Genomic DNA, 17,602 nt, shown 5'->3' on the forward strand with positions numbered 1-17,602 from the left:
CAGGCAACGGGTGTGACTCAGCCCACCAGCTTCTTGCGCAGCAGTTCGGTCAATTGCGCCGGATTGGCCTTGCCGCGCGTGGCCTTCATGGCCTGGCCGATCAGGGCGTTGATGGCCTGTTCCTTGCCGGCGCGGAATTCGGCCACCGACTTTTCATTGGCCGCCAGCACCTGGTCCACGATGGCTTCCAGCGCGCCGCTGTCGGAGATCTGCTTCAATCCCTTGGCTTCGATGATGTCGTCGGCCAGGGTCTCCTTGTCGGACCTGGCTTCCCACATGCCGGCGAAGACTTCCTTGGCGATCTTGTTGGAGATGGTGCCATCGGCGATGCGCTTCAACAGCAGCGCCAGTTGTGCAGCCTTCACGGGGGCATCGGCGATGTCGGTGTCTTCGCGGTTGAGCGTGGAGGCCACGTCACCCATCAACCAGTTGGCGGCCGGCTTGGCTTGTTCCTTGCCGGCGGCAGCAACCACGGCTTCGAAGTAGGAGGCCATGCCCTTGGATTGGGTCAGCACCATCGCATCGTATTCCGGCAGCGCATACTCGGCCACGAAACGCGCGCGCATGGCGGCGGGCAGCTCGGGCATGGTGGCCTTGACGCGCTCGATCCACTCCTGCGAGATGGCCAGCGGCGGCAGGTCGGGGTCGGGGAAGTAACGGTAGTCCTGCGCGTCTTCCTTGCTGCGCATGGAGCGGGTTTCCTTCTTGTCCGGATCGTAGAGGCGGGTTTCCTGCACCACGGTGCCGCCGTCTTCGATCAGTTCGATCTGGCGGCGCACTTCGTAGTTGATGGCCTCTTCCAGGAAGCGGAAGGAGTTCAGGTTCTTGATCTCGCAACGGGTGCCGAATTTTTCCTGGCCGACCGGACGCACGGAGACGTTGGCGTCGCAGCGGAACGAGCCTTCCTGCATGTTGCCGTCGCAAATGCCCAGCCACATCACCAGCGAATGCAGGGCCTTGGCATAGCCAACGGCTTCGGCGGCGCTGCGCATCTCGGGTTCGGTGACGATTTCCAGCAAGGGCGTGCCGGCGCGGTTCAGGTCGATGCCGGTCATGCCCTGGTAGTCCTCGTGCAGGGACTTGCCGGCGTCTTCTTCGAGGTGGGCGCGGGTCAGGTTGATGGTCTTGATCTCGGTCTTGCCGTCCTTCTCGACGGCGAAGGACATGGTGCCGCCTTGCACCACCGGGATCTCGAACTGGCTGATCTGGTAGCCCTTGGGCAGGTCGGGATAGAAGTAATTCTTGCGCGCGAACACCGAGCGCGGGGCGATGGTGGCACCGATGGCGAGACCAAACTGGATCGCGCGTTCCACCGCGCCCTTGTTCAGGACCGGCAGCACGCCCGGCAAGGCCAGGTCCACGGGGCTGGCCTGGGTGTTGGGTTCGGCGCCGAAGCGGGTCGAGCTGCCGCTGAAGATCTTGGATTGGGTCGAAAGCTGCGTGTGCGTTTCGAGGCCGATGACGACTTCCCACTGCATGATGTTGTCCTTGCGAATGCTGTTGTTGGTGACGAGGGCCAGCGATCAGGCCGGTTCGCGCAGGTGCCAGTCGGTGGCCTGCTGGAACTGGTGCGCCACGTTCAGCAGGCGCGCCTCGTCGAAATAATTGCCGATGATCTGCAGGCCGACCGGGCGCTTGCCGTTCTTCTCGCCCTGTCCGAATCCACAGGGGATGGACATGCCGGGCAAACCGGCCAGGCTGGTGGAAAGCGTGAAGATGTCGGCCAGGTAGTTGGCCACCGGGTCATCGGCCTTGTCGCCCAAGTCCCAGGCGACGGTGGGCGAGACCGGGCCCATGATGACGTCGCACTGGCGGTCGGGGCCGGCCAGGGCGCGCTGGAAGTCTTCGGCGATCAGGCGGCGGATCTTCTGGGCCTGCAGGTAGTAGGCGTCGTAATAGCCGTGCGAGAGCACGTAGGAGCCGACCAGGATGCGGCGCTTGACTTCCTCGCCAAAGCCTTCGGCACGCGACTTCTTGTACATCTCGGCCAGGTCCTTGTAGTCGGCGGCGCGATGGCCGTAGCGCACGCCGTCGAAGCGCGACAGGTTAGAGGAGGCCTCGGCCGGGGCGATCACGTAATACACGGGAATGGACAGCTCGGTCTTGGGCAGCGAAATGTCGACCAGGGTCGCACCGAGCTTCTCGAACTCGGCCAGGGCGCCACGCACGGCCGCTTCCACGTCGGCGGCCAGGCCGGCGCCGAAGAATTCCTTGGGCACGCCGATGCGCAGGCCTTGCAGGCTCTGGTTCAGCGAGCGGGTGAAATCTTCCTTGGGGCGTTGCAGGCTGGTGGAATCGCGCTCGTCGAAGCCGATCATGGTGTTCAACAGCAGGCCGCAATCTTCGGCCGTCCTGGCAATCGGGCCGCCCTGGTCCAGCGAAGAGGCGAAGGCGATCATGCCGTAGCGCGACACGCTGCCATAGGTCGGCTTGATGCCGGTCACGCCGCACAGCGAGGCCGGCTGGCGGATCGAGCCGCCGGTGTCGGTGGCGGTGGCCGCCGGCACCAGACGCGCGGCCACGGCAGCGGCCGAGCCGCCCGAGGAGCCGCCGGGGATGGCGGTCTTGTCCCAGGGGTTCTTGACCGGACCATAGAAGGAATTCTCGTTGCTGGAGCCCATGGCGAATTCGTCGCAGTTGAGCTTGCCCAGGGTGACCATGCCGGCGGCGTTGAACTGTTCCACCACGGTCGCGTCGAAGGGGCTCACATAATTTTGCAGCATGCGCGAACCGGCCGTGGTGCGCCAGTTGCGGGTGACGAAGATGTCCTTGTGCGCAATGGGCACACCGGTCAGAGCAGGCGCATCATTGCCGGCCAGGCGCGCATCGGCGGCCTGGGCCTGCGCCAGGGTCAGTGCGCGGTCCACGTGCAGGAAGGCATTGAGATCGCTGGCCTCGATGCGGTCCAGGAACAGGGTCGCCAGTTCAGTGGCGGAAATCTTGCGCGCTTGCAGTTGCGCGGACAGTTCTTTGAGGGTGAGCTTGTGCATGGAATTGGTTACGCTGCGGTCTGGCGGGCCGGCTGGGCCGGATGCGGACGGGTTCTGGACGGGACGCCGGGTTTACTCGATCACCTTGGGGACCAGATACAGGCCATCCTGGGTGGCCGGGGCCGGTCGCTGGTAGTCGTCGCGGCGATTGGTCTCGGTCACGACGTCTTCGCGCAGGCGCAGCGCCAGCGCCGGCTCGATGGCGGCAATCGGGTGCGACAGCGGTTCCACGCCGTAGGTGTCGATGGCTTTCATCTGCTCCACCAGGGCAAAAATGCCATTGAGCTTGTCCAGCGTGGCGCCGGCCTGGGCGTCGGTCAGCTCCAGTCGGGACAGGTTGGCAATGCGTTTGACGTCAGAAAGGGCAAGAGACATGATCGAAAGGACGCGCAGGGCGCGCCGCGTGATGTTGAAATTGGAGGACCCGTAGCCGCTGCGGCCAGAAGACGTCTTCTGCAGACTTGGCGCCGTCGGCAAGCTCGCTTGCGCGGCGGCTCGTGCGGGTCATGGCGGATCAGGCGTAAAAAACGGCAAACCCGCGCCAGATGGCCGCCGCAAGCGCCCGGGATGCTGATGTTTTTGGCAAACCGGCTTGCTGGTTTCTCGGGAATTATAAGGTAGAATGTCGGATTAATGCCTTGCAGGCGCCTGATTTTCGCGTCGCCGCAGCATGAACGGACACCCTCCCCCTATCAAAAAGCTAGGCGCCCCGTGGCGGGCGCATCAGGACAACTCATGTTTGGATTTCTCCGCAGTTACTTTTCGAACGATCTGGCGATCGACCTGGGCACCGCGAACACGCTGATCTACGCGCGCGGCCATGGCATCGTGCTGGACGAGCCGTCGGTGGTGGCGATCCGCCAGCAAGGCGGTCCCAACGGCAAGAAGACCATCCAGGCAGTCGGCAAGGAAGCAAAGCAGATGCTGGGCAAGGTGCCCGGCAACATCGAGGCGATCCGCCCGATGAAGGACGGCGTGATTGCCGACTTCACCGTCACCGAGCAGATGCTGAAGCAATTCATCCGCATGGTGCATGACTCCAAGCTGTTCCGCCCCTCCCCGCGCATCATCATCTGCGTTCCCTGCGGCTCGACCCAGGTGGAACGTCGCGCCATCCGCGAATCGGCCCTGGGCGCCGGTGCCTCCCAGGTCTACCTGATCGAGGAACCGATGGCTGCGGCCATCGGTTCGGGCCTGCCGGTCTCGGACGCCACCGGCTCGATGGTGGTCGACATCGGCGGCGGCACCACCGAAGTGGGCATCATCTCGCTGGGCGGCATGGTCTACAAGGGTTCGGTGCGCGTGGGCGGCGACAAGTTCGACGAAGCCATCGTCAACTACATCCGCCGCAACTACGGCATGCTGATCGGCGAACAGACTGCCGAAGCGATCAAGAAGGAAATCGGCTCGGCCTTCCCCGGCTCGGAAGTCAAGGAAATGGAAGTCAAGGGCCGCAACCTGTCCGAAGGCATCCCGCGCTCCTTCACCATCTCCAGCAATGAAATCCTGGAAGCCCTGACCGATCCGCTGAACAACATCGTCTCGGCCGTCAAGAACGCGCTGGAACAGACCCCGCCGGAACTGGGTGCAGACATCGCCGAAAAGGGCATGATGTTGACCGGTGGCGGCGCCCTGCTGCGCGACCTGGACCGCCTGCTGATGGAAGAAACCGGCCTGCCGGTGATCGTGGCCGAAGATCCGCTGACCTGCGTGGTGCGCGGCTCGGGCATGGCGCTGGACCGCATGGACAAGCTGGGTTCGATCTTCTCGGCCGAATAAGCCGGCCAGCAAGCTCCCGACAGCACGATGCGCCTGCCGGATAGCAGGCGCAGGCAGCACAGCATGAACCGGCGGCGATGGTCCGCCGGATGAGTGGGGAACCGATACGTTCGATATGACGCCGTTCACGCCGACCAGCCACAGGATGCGCACGCCGCTTGCGCACAAGGCGCAGGGTCGGCCTGTGCGGCCTCGCATGAGCGCCTCGGCTCCCCTTTTTGTTATCGTTGTTGACGCAGGAAGTGAGTTCTCCGCCTGCAGATGGCCGCACCTCGCGGCCCTGCCGGCGGCCTGACGCCATGGAAATCCCACCACTCTTCAAGCAGGGCGCCTCCGCCCGGGTGCGCGTGACCGTCTTCGCATTGATCTCGGTCGTGATGCTGGTGGTCGACGCCCGCATGCACGTGCTGGGCACGCTGCGCCAGGCGCTGGGCACGGCCCTCTATCCGTTCCAGACGGTGGCCATGATCCCGCGCGACGCGTTCACCAATTCGTCCGAGTATTTCTCTTCGCTGGCGTCGCTGCAGAGGGAAAACCGCGAGCTGCGCCAGCAACAGATCGTCAACGCCCAGCTGATGCAGCAGGAACGCCTGCTGGCGGCCGAGAACGTGCAGCTGCGCAAGCTGCTGGACATGCAGCAGAAGGTGCCGGTCAAGTCCATCGTCGGCGAGATCCTCTACGATGCGCGCGATCCCTTCACCCGCAAGATCATCCTCAATCGCGGCTCGCAGCAGGGCGTCATGGCAGGCCAGCCGGTGATCGACGAGGTGGGCATCGTCGGCCAGGTGACACGGGTGTTCCCGTTTACCTCGGAAGTCACGCTGCTGACCGACAAGGACCAGGCCATCCCCGTGCAGGTGCTGCGCAACGGCTTGCGCAGCGTGGCCTACGGCCGTGGCCAGACCGGTGCGCTGGACCTGCGCTTCATGCCCGCCAACGCCGACATCCAGAAGGGTGACGTGCTGGTGACCTCGGGCATCGATGGCGTCTATCCGCCGGGCCTGTCGGTGGCCACCGTGGCGCTGGTGGAAACGCGTTCGGCGGACTCCTTCGCCCGCATCGTCTGCCGTCCGCTGGCCGGCATCGACCGCCATCGCCAGCTGCTGATCCTGCTGGTGGAACAGAACCTGCCGCCGCGTCCCGAACCGGACGTGATCGATGAAAAATCGGCCAAGCTCTTCAAGCGCCGCCTGCGCGACAGCACCCGCGACAACAGCGCCGAAGAAGCCAACGCCACGCCCAAGGACAAGCCCGCAGAAGACCGCAAGGGCGCCGCCAACGTGACGCCGCCGGCCAAGCCTGCGGCCGCTTCCACCCCGGCCGCTCCGGCTGCTGCAGCCAGCACTGCCAAGCCGGCCGCCAAGGAATCCGCACGATGAACAACCAAACCATCCTCCTGCCGGCCAGTCCGCTGTTCATTGCCTTCAGCCTCATCGTGGCCTTCGTGCTGAACCTGATGCCCTGGGGGCAGATGGTCGGCGTGCCCGACTTCGTAGCGCTGGCGCTGGTGTTCTGGAACATCCACCAGCCGCGCAAGGTGGGCATCAGCGTGGCCTTCCTGATGGGCTTGCTGATGGATGTGAACGAAGCCACGCTCCTGGGCGAGAACGCGCTGGCCTATACCCTGCTGTCCTACTTCGCCATCATGATCCACCGCCGCGTGCTGTGGTTCCCGCTGCGCACCCAGGCTCTGCACGTGCTGCCGCTGATGCTGCTGGCCCAGGCAGTGCAACTGGTGATCCAGCTGATGGTCACGGGCAAGTCGCCGGACTGGTTCTATTTCAGCGAGAGCGTGATCTCGGCGCTGCTGTGGCCGGTGGTGAGCCTGCTGCTGCTGGCGCCGCAGCGCCGCGCCGTGGACCGCGACGAGAACCGTCCCATCTGAGGGGCCAGGTGCAAGCAGCATGACCGAATTCAAGAATACCGCGCATGAGCTGAGGCTGTTCCGGATGCGCCTCCTGGCAGCCAGCGCCGTGGTGCTGGTGTGCTTCAGCCTGCTGCTGGCGCGCTTCTTGTGGCTGCAGGTGGTGCGCCACGATGCCTATGCCGCCCAGGCCGAGGAAAACCGCATCTCGGTGGTGCCCATCGTGCCCAACCGGGGCCTGATCCTGGACCGCAACGGCGTGGTGCTGGCCCGCAACTATTCGGCCTATACGCTGGAAATCACGCCCTCCAAGATCAAGACCAACATCGATGACTTGATCGACGAGCTGGGCACCATCGTGGAAATCCAGCCGCGTGACCGCCGCCGCTTCCGCCGCCTGCAGGAAGAATCCAAGAACTTCGAAAGCGTGCCCATCCGCACCCGCTTAACCGATGAGGAAGTGGCCAAGTTCACCGCGCAGCGCTATCGCTTCCCCGGCGTGGAGGTGCAGGCGCGCCTGTTCCGCCAGTATCCGTACGGCAAGACCGCCGCGCACGTGATCGGCTACATCGGCCGCATCAGCCAGCGCGATGCCGAGCGCATCGCCGACTCCGATGACGAAGCCAACTACAACGGCACCGACTACATCGGCAAGGAAGGCCTGGAAAAGAGCTACGAGACCCAGCTGCACGGCACCACCGGCTACGAGGAAGTGGAAATCTCGGCCAGCGGACGGGCGGTGCGCTCACTCTCGCGCACCCCGGCCACGCCGGGCAAGAACCTGATCCTGTCCATCGACATCGAGCTGCAGAAGGTGGTGGAAGAAGCCTTCGGCGACCAGAAGGGTGCGCTGGTGGCGATCAACCCGGCCACCGGCGACATCCTGGCCTACGTCTCGCAGCCCTCCTACGACCCCAACCTGTTCGTCGAAGGCATCGACCAGCAGAGCTGGGATGAGTTGAACAAATCGCCCGACCGGCCGCTGCTGAACCGGCCGCTGTCGGGCCTGTATTCGCCCGGTTCGACCTACAAACCCTTCATGGCGCTGGCCGCGCTGGAGCTGGGCAAACGCCGTCCGCAGGATGCCATCCGCGATCCCGGCTTCTTCGTGCTGGGCAACCACCGTTTCCGCGATGACAAGGAAGGCGGCCACGGTGTCGTCGACATGTACCGCTCCATCGTGGTGTCGTGCGACACCTACTACTACATGCTGGCCAACGACATGGGGGTCAATGCCATCCATGACTTCATGAAGCCCTTCGGCTTCGGCCAGATCACCGGCATCGACCTGGAACACGAAAAGCGCGGCATCCTGCCCTCCACCGACTGGAAGCGCACCGCCTTCCGCAAACCCGAACAGAAGCGCTGGATCGCCGGTGATACCGTGTCGCTGGGCATCGGCCAGGGCTACAACAGCTTCACCCCGCTGCAACTGGCGCAGGCCACGGCCATCCTGGCCAACAACGGCGTGGTGATGAAGCCGCACCTGGTCAAGATCATCGAGGATGGCGTCAGCCACGAGCGCACCGAGACCGTGCCCAAGGAAAGCTATCGCATTCCCCTGAATCAGGAAAACATCGACTTCATCAAGCGCGCCATGGTCGGCGTGGTCAAGGAAGGCACGGGTGCCGCCGCCTTCCGGGGGGCACCCTACGAATCGGGCGGCAAGACCGGTACGGCGCAGGTGATCAACATCGCCAAGAACCAGAAGTATGATTCGAAGAAGCTCTCGCGCATCTTCCACGACAATGGTCTCTATATCGGCTTTGCCCCGGCCGATGCGCCGCGCATCGCCATTGCCGCGGTGGTCGAGAACGGTGGCTGGGGTGCCGGCGTGGCCGCGCCGCTGGTGCGCAAGGCGATGGACTACTTCATGCTGGGCAAGCGCCCCAACGAGCCGATCAAGTCGGTGGCGCCCAATGAGCCGGTGAGCGCCGATACGCCCGTCGAAGGCCCGACCACCGAGGAAAGCGCCACCACGCCGACGGTCCAGCCGGATGTGCAGGAATGACGCCTGTGCCCCGCTGGCACCCTGGCACTTCCGGCCGCTGATATGAACGCTTGCGCAAGGCCACGGCCCGGCGCAAGGCCTGACACCGCAACAAGCAGTACGCACGAGGAGCCGGCATGAGCCTGCAACGTCCGCCCCTGTGGCACATCATCAAGCCGCACCTGACGGTATTCGACGGCGCCCTGTCGCTGATCGTGTTCCTGATCGTCTGCGTGGGCATCGTCACGCTCTATTCGGCCGGGATGAATTTCCCGGGCCGGGTGGAAGACCAGCTGCGCAACATCCTGGTGGCCTTCATCATCATGTGGATCGCCGCCAACGTCTCGCCGCAGCTGCTGCTGCGCATGGCCGTGCCGGTCTACACGGTGGGGGTGACGCTGTTGATTGCGGTGGCCCTGTTCGGCATCATCAAGAAGGGTTCGCGCCGCTGGCTCAACATCGGCATGGTGGTGCAGCCTTCCGAAATCATGAAGATCGCCATGCCGCTGATGCTGGCCTGGTACTTCCAGAAGCGCGAAGGCATGCTGCGCTGGGATGCCTTCCTGGTGGCGGCGGTGCTGCTGCTGATTCCGGGCTTCCTGATCATCCGCCAGCCTGACCTGGGCACGGGCCTGCTGGTGCTGGCGGCGGGCTTCTACGTGATCTTCTTTGCCGGATTGCCCTGGAAGATCCTGGTGGGCCTGGTCATCGCCGGCGCAGCCAGCCTGCCGGTGGTGTGGTCCTTCATGCACGATTACCAGCGTCAGCGCGTCATGATGCTGATCGACCCGACCTCCGATCCACTCGGCAAGGGCTTTCACATCATCCAGTCGACCATCGCCATCGGCTCGGGCGGGGTGACCGGCAAGGGCTGGCTGATGGGTACGCAGACGCACCTGGAATTCATCCCGGAACGCACCACCGACTTCATCTTCTCGGTCTACTCGGAAGAGTTCGGGCTCATCGGCAACATCGTGCTGCTGGTGCTGTACCTGCTGCTGATCGGACGCGGCCTGATGATCACGGCCAATGCGCCGACGCTCTTCACGCGCCTTCTGGGCGGGGCCATCACCATGATCTTCTTCACCTATGCCTTCGTGAACATGGGCATGGTCAGCGGTATCCTTCCGGTGGTCGGCGTGCCGCTGCCCTTCATGAGCTATGGCGGCACCGCCCTGGTGACGCTGGGCCTGGGGGCGGGCATCCTGATGAGCATCCAGCGGCACCGCAAGCTGGTGCAAAGCTGACCGGCAGGCGCACTTTCGTTGTTGCCCGGCGGACACTCCGGTCAAGGGCCCGTGAACTTGCGGCACTGACGAGTTGTCAGCCTCGGTGCATTGCACTCTGGTATCGTTGCGAACATTCCGGCCGGGGCCGGCCTCACCAGGCCCCGCGCATCGACTGTTGATCAAGGACAGGCTATGGGCACATCCACTCTAGAACATCACGACCGGCTCGCCCCTCTGGGCGCGGCCCTGCGCTGGGGCACGCTGCTGCTGCCCTTGCTGCTGGCCGCCTGCGGCACCACGCAGCAGGCGCCGCGCCAGACCGCAGAGGCGACGGGCACCGCCACCAAGTCCAGCGGACGGCCCTCCAACGTCCCGGCGCTGCCGCCGGCAGGCTCCGGACGGGGCGGCTACTACAAGGATGACGGCCCGGGCGACCATATCCCCGATGGCCTGCTGGACGTGGCCGATGCCGAACCGCAGGTGGAACCGGTCTCCAAGGCCGCCAGCCGCCCCTATGCGGTGTTCGGCAAGACCTACGTGCCCATCACGGATAACAACCAGCCCTTCATCCAGCGCGGCATCGGCAGCTGGTATGGCAAGAAATTCCACGGCCAGAAGACCTCCTCGGGCGAGCTCTACGACATGTACAAGATGACGGCCGCGCACCCCACGCTGCCCATCCCGTCCTATGCCCGGGTGACCAACCTGAAGACCGGCAAGCAGGTCATCGTGCGCATCAATGACCGGGGTCCGTTCCACTCCAACCGCATCATCGATCTTTCTTATACGGCCGCGCTCAAGCTCGGCTATCTGGGTAACGGCAGCAGCGAACTGGAAGTCGAGCGCATCCTGCCGGAAGAGGCCCAGCGCATGGCCGATGCCCGCCGCAATGGCGGCACCACCACGGTGGCGGCCGCCGATCCCATCAACCGCGCCGCCGATACAGGCGCCGGTAGCCAAGGGGTGGCCACCGGCGCAGTGGAAATCAATACCGTGACCGCACAAAGCCTGCCGCCGCAGCCTACCGTCGCTGCGGTGCAGCCCATCAACGCCAGCACCACCAGTGCCGCAGGCGGCGCCGGGCTGGCCGGTGGCGGTGGCATCATCAATGCCGTGGCCAGCGGTTCGGCACCCTCGCCGGCCATGCCCCAGGCCGTGCCGCTGACGGCCGGCTACTACCTGCAGTTCGGCGCCTATTCGCAGGAAGCCAATGCCCTGGTGGCGCGCGACAAGCTGCTGCCCAGCCTCACGGGCATCGTCGACAACATGCAGGCGGTGCAGGTCAACGGCCTCTATCGCCTCTACGCCGGCCCCTACCCGACCCGCCCGGCCGCGCAGAATGCCGCCATGCTGGTGCGCCAGCGCAGCGCCGGCACGCCCTTCATCGTGGAGCGCTGAATTTCCTCAGTTTTGGGAAAAATGTTCACCTGCCTTGTGCAGATGGCCCTGCGGCGGCCGATACACGGGCGGCTCCGCGCAAACCTTCATTTAGGGCCCCCGGCGGGCTCTACCGGGTGAGTTGAGGCGTCTCAGGCCGCGCCATCCTCTTGACCGCCCTGCCGGATCTGCAGGGCGCGCTCGTACAAGGCATTCTTTTTCTGGCCGGTGATCTGCGCGGCCAGCGCGGCGGCCTGCTTGACCGGTAACTCTTCCAGCAGGATGCGCAGCACGCGCTCGCCCTCGGCATCCTCGCCTTCAACCGGCTGCGCTCCTTCCAGCAAGACCACGAATTCACCGCGCTGGCGGTTGGGATCCTGTTCCAGCCAGGCCAGCGCCTCACCCAGCGGGCAGCGATGGATGTGCTCGAAGAGCTTGGTCAGCTCACGCGCCAATACGATCTGGCGCGTCGGCCCGAACACCTGCAGCATCGACTGCACCGTCTCGACGATGCGATGCGGGGCTTCATAGAACACCAGGGCCGCCTGCACGGCGACCAGTTCCTGCAGGGCCGTTTCGCGCTGCCGGGTCTTGGCCGGCAGGAAGCCGACGAAATAGAACCGCGCATCGCTCAGGCCCGAGGCCGACAAGGCCGTCACCGCCGCCGACGCACCGGGCAGCGCAATGACCTGGAACCCTGCGGCGCGCACGGCGTCCACTACACGGGCGCCGGGGTCGGAGACGGCCGGTGTGCCGGCGTCCGAGACCAGGGCCACGCGCTGGCCTGCCTGCAGCCGCTCGACGATTTTGGCGGCGGCTTCGCGCTCGTTGTGTTCGTGGGTCGCCAGCAGCTGTTTGGACAGGCCATAGCGCTGCAGCAACTGGCTGGTATTGCGGGTATCCTCGCAGGCCACCGCATCGGCGATGGCCAGCACATGCAGGCCGCGCAGGGTGATGTCGCAGACGTTTCCGATGGGCGTGGCCAGCACATATAATGCCGACACCGGATAGCTTTGCTGGGCGGCATCCTGCAGGATGGAAGCGGCTACGCTGGAATTCTGATTCATTGAGGGGGCGGGATGTTCACAGGTTGGAAGAAATGGACCGCGCACGCGGCACTGCTGGCAGGCATGCTGGCACCATGGATGATGACGGCCAGCGCCGCAGCAGGCGACAGTGTACCTCTGCTGGCCCAGGCTGCCACCCCTGCCGCCCCGCTGACGCTGCCGCCGGGCACTTCGCCGGAGATGGAAAAAGCGGCCGAAGGTACATCCGCCCTGCCCCCCGTACCAACCACGCCCGCACTATCGGCTCCCGCCCCCACCCCGACACCCGTACGCATGGCCCTGCTGCTGCCTTCCCGCAGCGGCGCCTTCGGGGCCGCCGCCGATGCGGTACGCACCGGCTTCCTGACGGCCTATTCGCGCCAGAAGGAAAACATCCAGCTGTCCATCGTCGAGACCGGCGACTCCGCGCCCGACATGCAGCGCGCCTATGACGACGCCGCCACCAAATACGACATCCTGGTCGGCCCGCTTTCACGCAGCGCCGTGACTGCACTCGCCCAGAGCGGCCGCGTGACCAAACCCACGGTGGCGCTGGCCCAGCCCGATATGAATGGCGAAGCCGAATTGCAGCTGCCGCCGCAGATGCTGGCGGTGGGCCTGTCCATTGATGAAGAAGCGCGCCAGGTCGCCAACTGGGTCGAGAAGGAAAAGGCGCCCGGCAAGATCTTCGCCGTGTCCACCGGCACCGCCTGGCAAAAGCGCGCCGCCCGTTCCTTCCAGCTGCGCGCGCGCCAGCTGGGCATGCAGGTCGACACGCTGGAGCTGAGCACGCCCTCCAACGCCCTCTCCGCCCCCGGCCTGGCGCAACTGGCCAGACGTGTGGAGCAGGAAAAGCCGGCCCTGATCTTCGTGGCCCTGGATGCGGCGCAGACCGTGCAGCTGCGCAACGCCGTGGGCAACGACCTGCCGCTGTACGGCACCTCGCAGATCAATCCCTACACCCTCAAGCGCGACAACCCCAACGACAAGCTGCCCGAACTGGATGGAGTGCGCCTGATCGATGTCCCCTGGCAACTGCAGCCGGACAACGTGGCCGTGGCCCGCTATCCGCGTCCGGCCGTCAATGACGGCGAGCGTCCCAATCCCGACCTGGCGCGCCTGTACGCCCTGGGCATCGATGCCTATCGGGTCGCCTATGGCCTGGCCCAGCGGCAATCGGCCTTCGACATCGATGGCGTCACCGGACGCCTGAGCGTGAACATGGCCAGCGGCGGCACCACCTTCTTCCAGCGCCAGGAAACCCAGGCCGTCTACCAGGACGGCTGGCCGGTACCGCTGGCCGACCAGTACTGAGGCGGCCGTGACGCTGCGCGATCTGCTGCACAGGACCGCCCGCCAGCGCAGCGGCGATGCCGCCGAGGACCAGGCCCTGGCCTATCTGCAGCGCCAGGGCTTGTCGCTGGTGGAGCGCAATTTCCGTTGCAAGGGCGGCGAGATCGACCTGATCCTGCGTGAAGGCGCCACGGTGGTCTTCGTGGAAGTACGCGCCCGCGCCAGTGCCGCCTTCGGCGGGGCGGCGGCCAGCGTCACGCCGGCCAAGCAGCGGCGCCTGCTGCTGGCGGCCCAGGTCTGGCTGCAAGGACAAGCCGGACTGCCTCCCTGCCGCTTCGACGTGATCGCCTTCGAGGGCAGCCGGTTGCAGTGGCTGCGCAACGCCATCAGCGCCTGAACGGGCAGCATTGGTGCATCCCGCCTGGGCTGGCGTATCATGTGCGACCGGACTCCGGAAACTTCTCTTTACGAATTGCCCGGACTTGGCCGCATTCAAGTCCTCTATAATCGCAGGCACTATGACAAATCCCCGCATCCTCGCCCATTTCCAGGAAAGCGCCGACCTGAAGATGAAGGCCGCCAACGTGTTGGCACAACCGATCGAACAGGCGATTGAACTTATGTTCACTGCACTGTCGAATGGCAACAAGATTCTTGCCTGTGGCAATGGCGGTTCGGCCGCTGACAGTCAGCACTTCGCCGCCGAACTGGTGGGCCGCTTCGAACGCGAGCGCCTGCCGCTGCCGGCCCTGGCCCTGACCACCGATACGTCCATCCTCACGGCGGTCGGCAACGATTACAGCTACCAGGAAATCTTCTCGAAGCAAGTCCAGGCCTTCGGCCAGGCCGGCGATATCCTGCTGGCCTTCTCGACCTCGGGCAATTCGGGCAACATCCTGGCCGCCATCGAAGTGGCCCACGAACGCGACATGCGCGTGGTGGCGCTGACCGGCAAGGGTGGTGGCAAGATCGGCAAGATCCTGACCGATGCCGATGTGCATATCTGTGTGCCGCATGACCGTACCGCGCGCATCCAGGAAGTGCATCTGGTGTCGCTGCACTGCATTTGCGACGGTATCGACGTCGCGCTTTTTGGAGATGATGCGAATGAGTGATGCACGATCGTTGTTGACCCGCCTGCGCCGCCCGCTGGCCGCAGTGGCCCTCGGCGGCATGGTGGCCGTGAGCCTGCAGGGCTGTTTTGCGGTGTTTGCCGGCGGTGCGCTGGCGACCACCTTTGCCGCCACCGACCGCCGTACCCTGGGCGCGCAGACGGAAGACAAATCGATCGTGGTCAAGGGCGAAGCCCGCATCCCCGACGTGGTGGCCGCCGGCTCCCACGTCAACGTGACGGCCTTCAACCGCAAGGTGCTGCTGTCCGGCGAAGTGCCCGACGAAGCCTCCAAGGCCGCCGCCGAGCGTGAAACCAAGGCCATCCAGAACGTCGAGACGGTGTACAACGAACTGGAAGTGGGCCCTGCGTCCAGCTTCGGTTCGCGTTCCAGCGATGCGCTCATCACCAGCAAGGTGCTGGCCAGCCTGGTGGACGACAAGACGCTGTACTCCAGCGCCTTCAAGATCACCACCGAACGCGGCATCGTCTACATGATGGGCCGCGTGACCCAGCGTGAAGGGCAGCGTGCGGCGCAGATCGCCAGCGGCGTCTCGGGCGTGAACAAGGTCATCACCCTGTTCGAGTACATCACCGAGGACCAGTTGAAGGATTACCAACGCAAGCCGGCCGACGAGAACAAGTCCACCAGCTGAGTGCAGGGTCGCCCCTGATGCAGGTCAAACCGCCGGTCCGTCCGGCGGTTTTCACGTGGGGCCCCGCCCGCACGCTCTGGCGCGGCGGTCTATAATGCTTCAGTTCAACGGGGCCGCATAAGAAACCTTGCGCGCCTCTTTTGCCTCTTTCGGCATTGCCCATCCGGAGTTTCCCATGCAAGCACAGGCAAACGCTCCCAGGAGCGGTCTCATGATCAAGCTGGCCGCAGTCGCCCTGGTGGCGGCCATCGCCGCCTTCGCCTATTTCAAAGTCAGTGCCGGCAACGCCGCGCCCGACGTCACCTTCACCAAGCTCGATGGCCAGCAGGTCGCGCTGAAGGACTTGCGCGGCAAGGTGGTCATGGTCAATTTCTGGGCCACCAGCTGCACCACCTGCGTGGGCGAGATGCCGAAGATGATCGAGACCTACAACAAGTTCAAGGACCGTGGCCTGGACTTCGTGGCCGTGGCCATGAGCTATGACCCGCCCAACTACGTGCTGAACTACACCGAAACCCGCAAGCTGCCCTTCAAGGTCGCCCTGGACCCGCAAGACAAGCTGGCCAAGGCCTTCGGCGACGTCAAGCTGACCCCGACCACCTTCGTCATCGGCAAGGATGGCAACATCATCAAGCGCTACGTGGGCGAACCGCAGTTTGCCGAATTGCATCAGTTGCTGGAAAAGGCACTGGCGGCCGCCTGAGTCGTCTCCGCTACGCTGTCCCAAGAGCCGGCTTGATGCCGGCTTTTTCATTTCCGATTGCAGGAAGGCAACTGCAAGGAACATCCCCATGCGTGCCGTAGTCCAAGAGTTTCATATTGCCGACATGACAAGCACTCGCGTGCCTCTGCCGACACCTTCACAACAAAGGAGGCTGACATGAAATTCCGGACCATTTTCCTGATCGTGCTGCTGGCGCTGGTCGCCCTCTTCGCCGCCGTCAACTGGACGGCCTTTACGGCCACGACCACGCTGTCGCTGATCTACACCGAGTTCCAGGCGCCGCTGGGCGCGGTGATGCTGGGCGTGGTGATCGTGCTGACGGCCTTCTTCCTGCTCTACATCCTGGCCCTGCAGACCACCGTGATGCTGGAAAGCCGGCGCCTGACCAAGCAGCTCGAAGCCCAGCGCGCCCTGGCGGACCAGGCCGAGCATTCGCGCTTCAACGATCTGCGCGGCTATCTGAAGGCCGAGCTGGAACAGCTGCAGCGCCGCCAGACCGAACAGCAGACCCTGCTGGCGCAGCGCCTGGATGCCTTGCAGCGTGACATCCACCTGCGCGTGGAACAGACCGAAAATGCCGTGGCGGCCCAGGTCGGCGAGCTGGACGACCGGCTGCAGCGTCAGCGCGCGGCGGGAGTGGTCCAGAATCTGGCATAAACCTTCCAACGCATGCGCAAAAAAGGCCGGAACCTCGCGGATCCAGCCTTTTTCTTCATTTAATGCCTTTTAGCGGCATTTCCAGGGCACTTAGACGCCGTAACGGGTCCGATAGGCTGCCACGGCATCCTTGTACTGGCTCAGGCGGGCATCGCCGCCGTTGGAAATGTACTCGAAGAGGTCATTGAGGTTACCGATGGAAATGACCGGCATGCCGTATTCGCGCGCCACTTCCTGCACCGCCGACAGTTCGGAGAGCGCACCATCCTTGCCCGAGCGCTCCATGCGGTCCAGCGCGATCAGCACGGCGCAGGGGGTGGCACCGGCGGCGCGGATCATGTCCACCGATTCGCGCACCGAGGTGCCGGCCGAGATGACGTCATCGATGATCACGACCTTGCCCTGCAGCTTGGCGCCGACGATGGTGCCGCCTTCGCCGTGGTCCTTGGCTTCCTTGCGGTTGAAGGCGAAGGGGACGTTGCGGCCCATGCCGGCCAGCGCCACGGCGGTGGCCGAGGCCAGGGTGATGCCCTTGTAGGCGGGGCCGAACAGCATGTCATATTCCACGCCGCAATCCTGAAGGGTCTGGGCGTAGAAGCGGGCCACCTGCGCCAGGGTCGCGCCCTCGCTGAAGAGGCCGGCGTTGAAGAAGTAAGGCGAGGTACGGCCTGCCTTGGTGACGAATTCGCCAAAGCGCAGCACGCCGGCCGATACCGCGAATTCGATGAATTCCTGTCTCAAGTTGCTCACAATGCATTTCCCGGGAAGAGTCAAAACGGAAGGTGCGGACCGCGCCCGCTTGCCCGAAGGCAAGGCAGGGGGTGGCAAAGCCTTCATCAGGCCGCCATTTTAAATGATTCATCCTATCGGTTATGCTACCGGGCTC

General features: G+C 64.7%; 17 protein-coding genes. 12 read left to right on the plus strand and 5 right to left on the minus strand.

Going from position 1 to position 17,602, the window contains the following annotated elements; genetic code table 11:
* Window positions 1–17: 17 nt before the first annotated feature.
* From gatB to gatC, 3 genes are all read right to left on the minus strand, one after another.
* Complete coding sequence (gene gatB / locus AACH55_RS24180; RefSeq protein ID WP_338717222.1) at window positions 18–1,478, minus strand: Asp-tRNA(Asn)/Glu-tRNA(Gln) amidotransferase subunit GatB; 1,461 nt, start codon at window positions 1,476–1,478, stop codon at window positions 18–20.
* A 45-nt stretch (window positions 1,479–1,523) separates the two neighbouring features.
* On the minus strand, window positions 1,524–2,990 hold the full coding sequence (gene gatA, locus AACH55_RS24185; RefSeq protein ID WP_338717223.1) for an Asp-tRNA(Asn)/Glu-tRNA(Gln) amidotransferase subunit GatA: 1,467 nt from the start codon (window positions 2,988–2,990) through the stop codon (window positions 1,524–1,526).
* A gap of 72 nt (window positions 2,991–3,062) precedes the next feature.
* Entirely contained in the window at window positions 3,063–3,365 is a 303-nt protein-coding gene (gatC, locus tag AACH55_RS24190; protein ID WP_338717224.1) for an Asp-tRNA(Asn)/Glu-tRNA(Gln) amidotransferase subunit GatC, read from the minus strand.
* A gap of 360 nt (window positions 3,366–3,725) precedes the next feature.
* Between gatC and AACH55_RS24195 the strand changes: the two genes are divergently transcribed.
* The 6 genes from AACH55_RS24195 to AACH55_RS24220 all read left to right on the plus strand — a co-directional run bounded on the left by AACH55_RS24195 (window position 3,726) and on the right by AACH55_RS24220 (window position 11,250).
* Window positions 3,726–4,769: a rod shape-determining protein gene (locus tag AACH55_RS24195; protein ID WP_006465688.1), complete on the plus strand. Its 1,044-nt coding sequence runs from the start codon at window positions 3,726–3,728 to the stop codon at window positions 4,767–4,769.
* Between the two features lie 299 nt (window positions 4,770–5,068).
* On the plus strand, window positions 5,069–6,148 hold the full coding sequence (mreC, locus tag AACH55_RS24200; RefSeq protein WP_338717227.1) for a rod shape-determining protein MreC: 1,080 nt from the start codon (window positions 5,069–5,071) through the stop codon (window positions 6,146–6,148).
* On the plus strand, window positions 6,145–6,654 hold the full coding sequence (mreD, locus tag AACH55_RS24205; protein ID WP_338717228.1) for a rod shape-determining protein MreD: 510 nt from the start codon (window positions 6,145–6,147) through the stop codon (window positions 6,652–6,654). The genes mreC and mreD overlap by 4 nt, the downstream gene beginning before the upstream one ends.
* A gap of 19 nt (window positions 6,655–6,673) precedes the next feature.
* Window positions 6,674–8,644: a penicillin-binding protein 2 gene (gene mrdA / locus AACH55_RS24210; RefSeq protein ID WP_338717229.1), complete on the plus strand. Its 1,971-nt coding sequence runs from the start codon at window positions 6,674–6,676 to the stop codon at window positions 8,642–8,644.
* Window positions 8,645–8,760: 116 nt separating this feature from the next.
* Entirely contained in the window at window positions 8,761–9,870 is a 1,110-nt protein-coding gene (gene rodA / locus AACH55_RS24215; protein WP_338717230.1) for a rod shape-determining protein RodA, read from the plus strand.
* A 174-nt stretch (window positions 9,871–10,044) separates the two neighbouring features.
* On the plus strand, window positions 10,045–11,250 hold the full coding sequence (locus AACH55_RS24220; protein ID WP_338717231.1) for a septal ring lytic transglycosylase RlpA family protein: 1,206 nt from the start codon (window positions 10,045–10,047) through the stop codon (window positions 11,248–11,250).
* A gap of 131 nt (window positions 11,251–11,381) precedes the next feature.
* Here AACH55_RS24220 and rsmI read toward each other — a convergent pair whose 3' ends face one another.
* Window positions 11,382–12,296 (minus strand): 16S rRNA (cytidine(1402)-2'-O)-methyltransferase, encoded by a 915-nt coding sequence (gene rsmI, locus AACH55_RS24225; RefSeq protein ID WP_338717232.1) that lies wholly within the window; start codon window positions 12,294–12,296, stop codon window positions 11,382–11,384.
* Window positions 12,297–12,308: 12 nt separating this feature from the next.
* Between rsmI and AACH55_RS24230 the strand changes: the two genes are divergently transcribed.
* The 6 genes from AACH55_RS24230 (at window position 12,309) to AACH55_RS24255 (ending at window position 16,716) form a co-directional block, all read left to right on the plus strand.
* Window positions 12,309–13,589, plus strand: a complete 1,281-nt coding sequence (locus AACH55_RS24230; protein ID WP_338717233.1) for a penicillin-binding protein activator — start codon at window positions 12,309–12,311, stop codon at window positions 13,587–13,589.
* A gap of 7 nt (window positions 13,590–13,596) precedes the next feature.
* Window positions 13,597–13,965: a YraN family protein gene (locus AACH55_RS24235; protein WP_338717234.1), complete on the plus strand. Its 369-nt coding sequence runs from the start codon at window positions 13,597–13,599 to the stop codon at window positions 13,963–13,965.
* Window positions 13,966–14,086: 121 nt separating this feature from the next.
* Window positions 14,087–14,683: a phosphoheptose isomerase gene (locus AACH55_RS24240; protein ID WP_338717235.1), complete on the plus strand. Its 597-nt coding sequence runs from the start codon at window positions 14,087–14,089 to the stop codon at window positions 14,681–14,683.
* A complete protein-coding gene (locus AACH55_RS24245; RefSeq protein WP_338717236.1) occupies window positions 14,676–15,335 on the plus strand; it encodes a BON domain-containing protein in 660 nt (219 codons plus the stop codon). The genes AACH55_RS24240 and AACH55_RS24245 overlap by 8 nt, the downstream gene beginning before the upstream one ends.
* Window positions 15,336–15,510: 175 nt before the next feature.
* Window positions 15,511–16,038 carry a TlpA disulfide reductase family protein gene (locus tag AACH55_RS24250; RefSeq protein WP_338717237.1) on the plus strand — a complete coding sequence of 176 codons (528 nt, stop codon included), beginning with the start codon at window positions 15,511–15,513 and terminating at the stop codon, window positions 16,036–16,038.
* A gap of 177 nt (window positions 16,039–16,215) precedes the next feature.
* Entirely contained in the window at window positions 16,216–16,716 is a 501-nt protein-coding gene (locus tag AACH55_RS24255; protein ID WP_338717238.1) for a LapA family protein, read from the plus strand.
* A 90-nt stretch (window positions 16,717–16,806) separates the two neighbouring features.
* On the opposite strand, the gene pyrE is transcribed toward AACH55_RS24255, so the two are convergent.
* A complete protein-coding gene (gene pyrE / locus AACH55_RS24260) occupies window positions 16,807–17,466 on the minus strand; it encodes an orotate phosphoribosyltransferase (RefSeq protein WP_338717239.1) in 660 nt (219 codons plus the stop codon).
* Window positions 17,467–17,602 lie beyond the last annotated feature (136 nt).

Origin of the sequence: Herbaspirillum sp. DW155, assembly GCF_037076565.1 — a bacterium.
Lineage (GTDB): Bacteria > Pseudomonadota > Gammaproteobacteria > Burkholderiales > Burkholderiaceae_D > Herbaspirillum.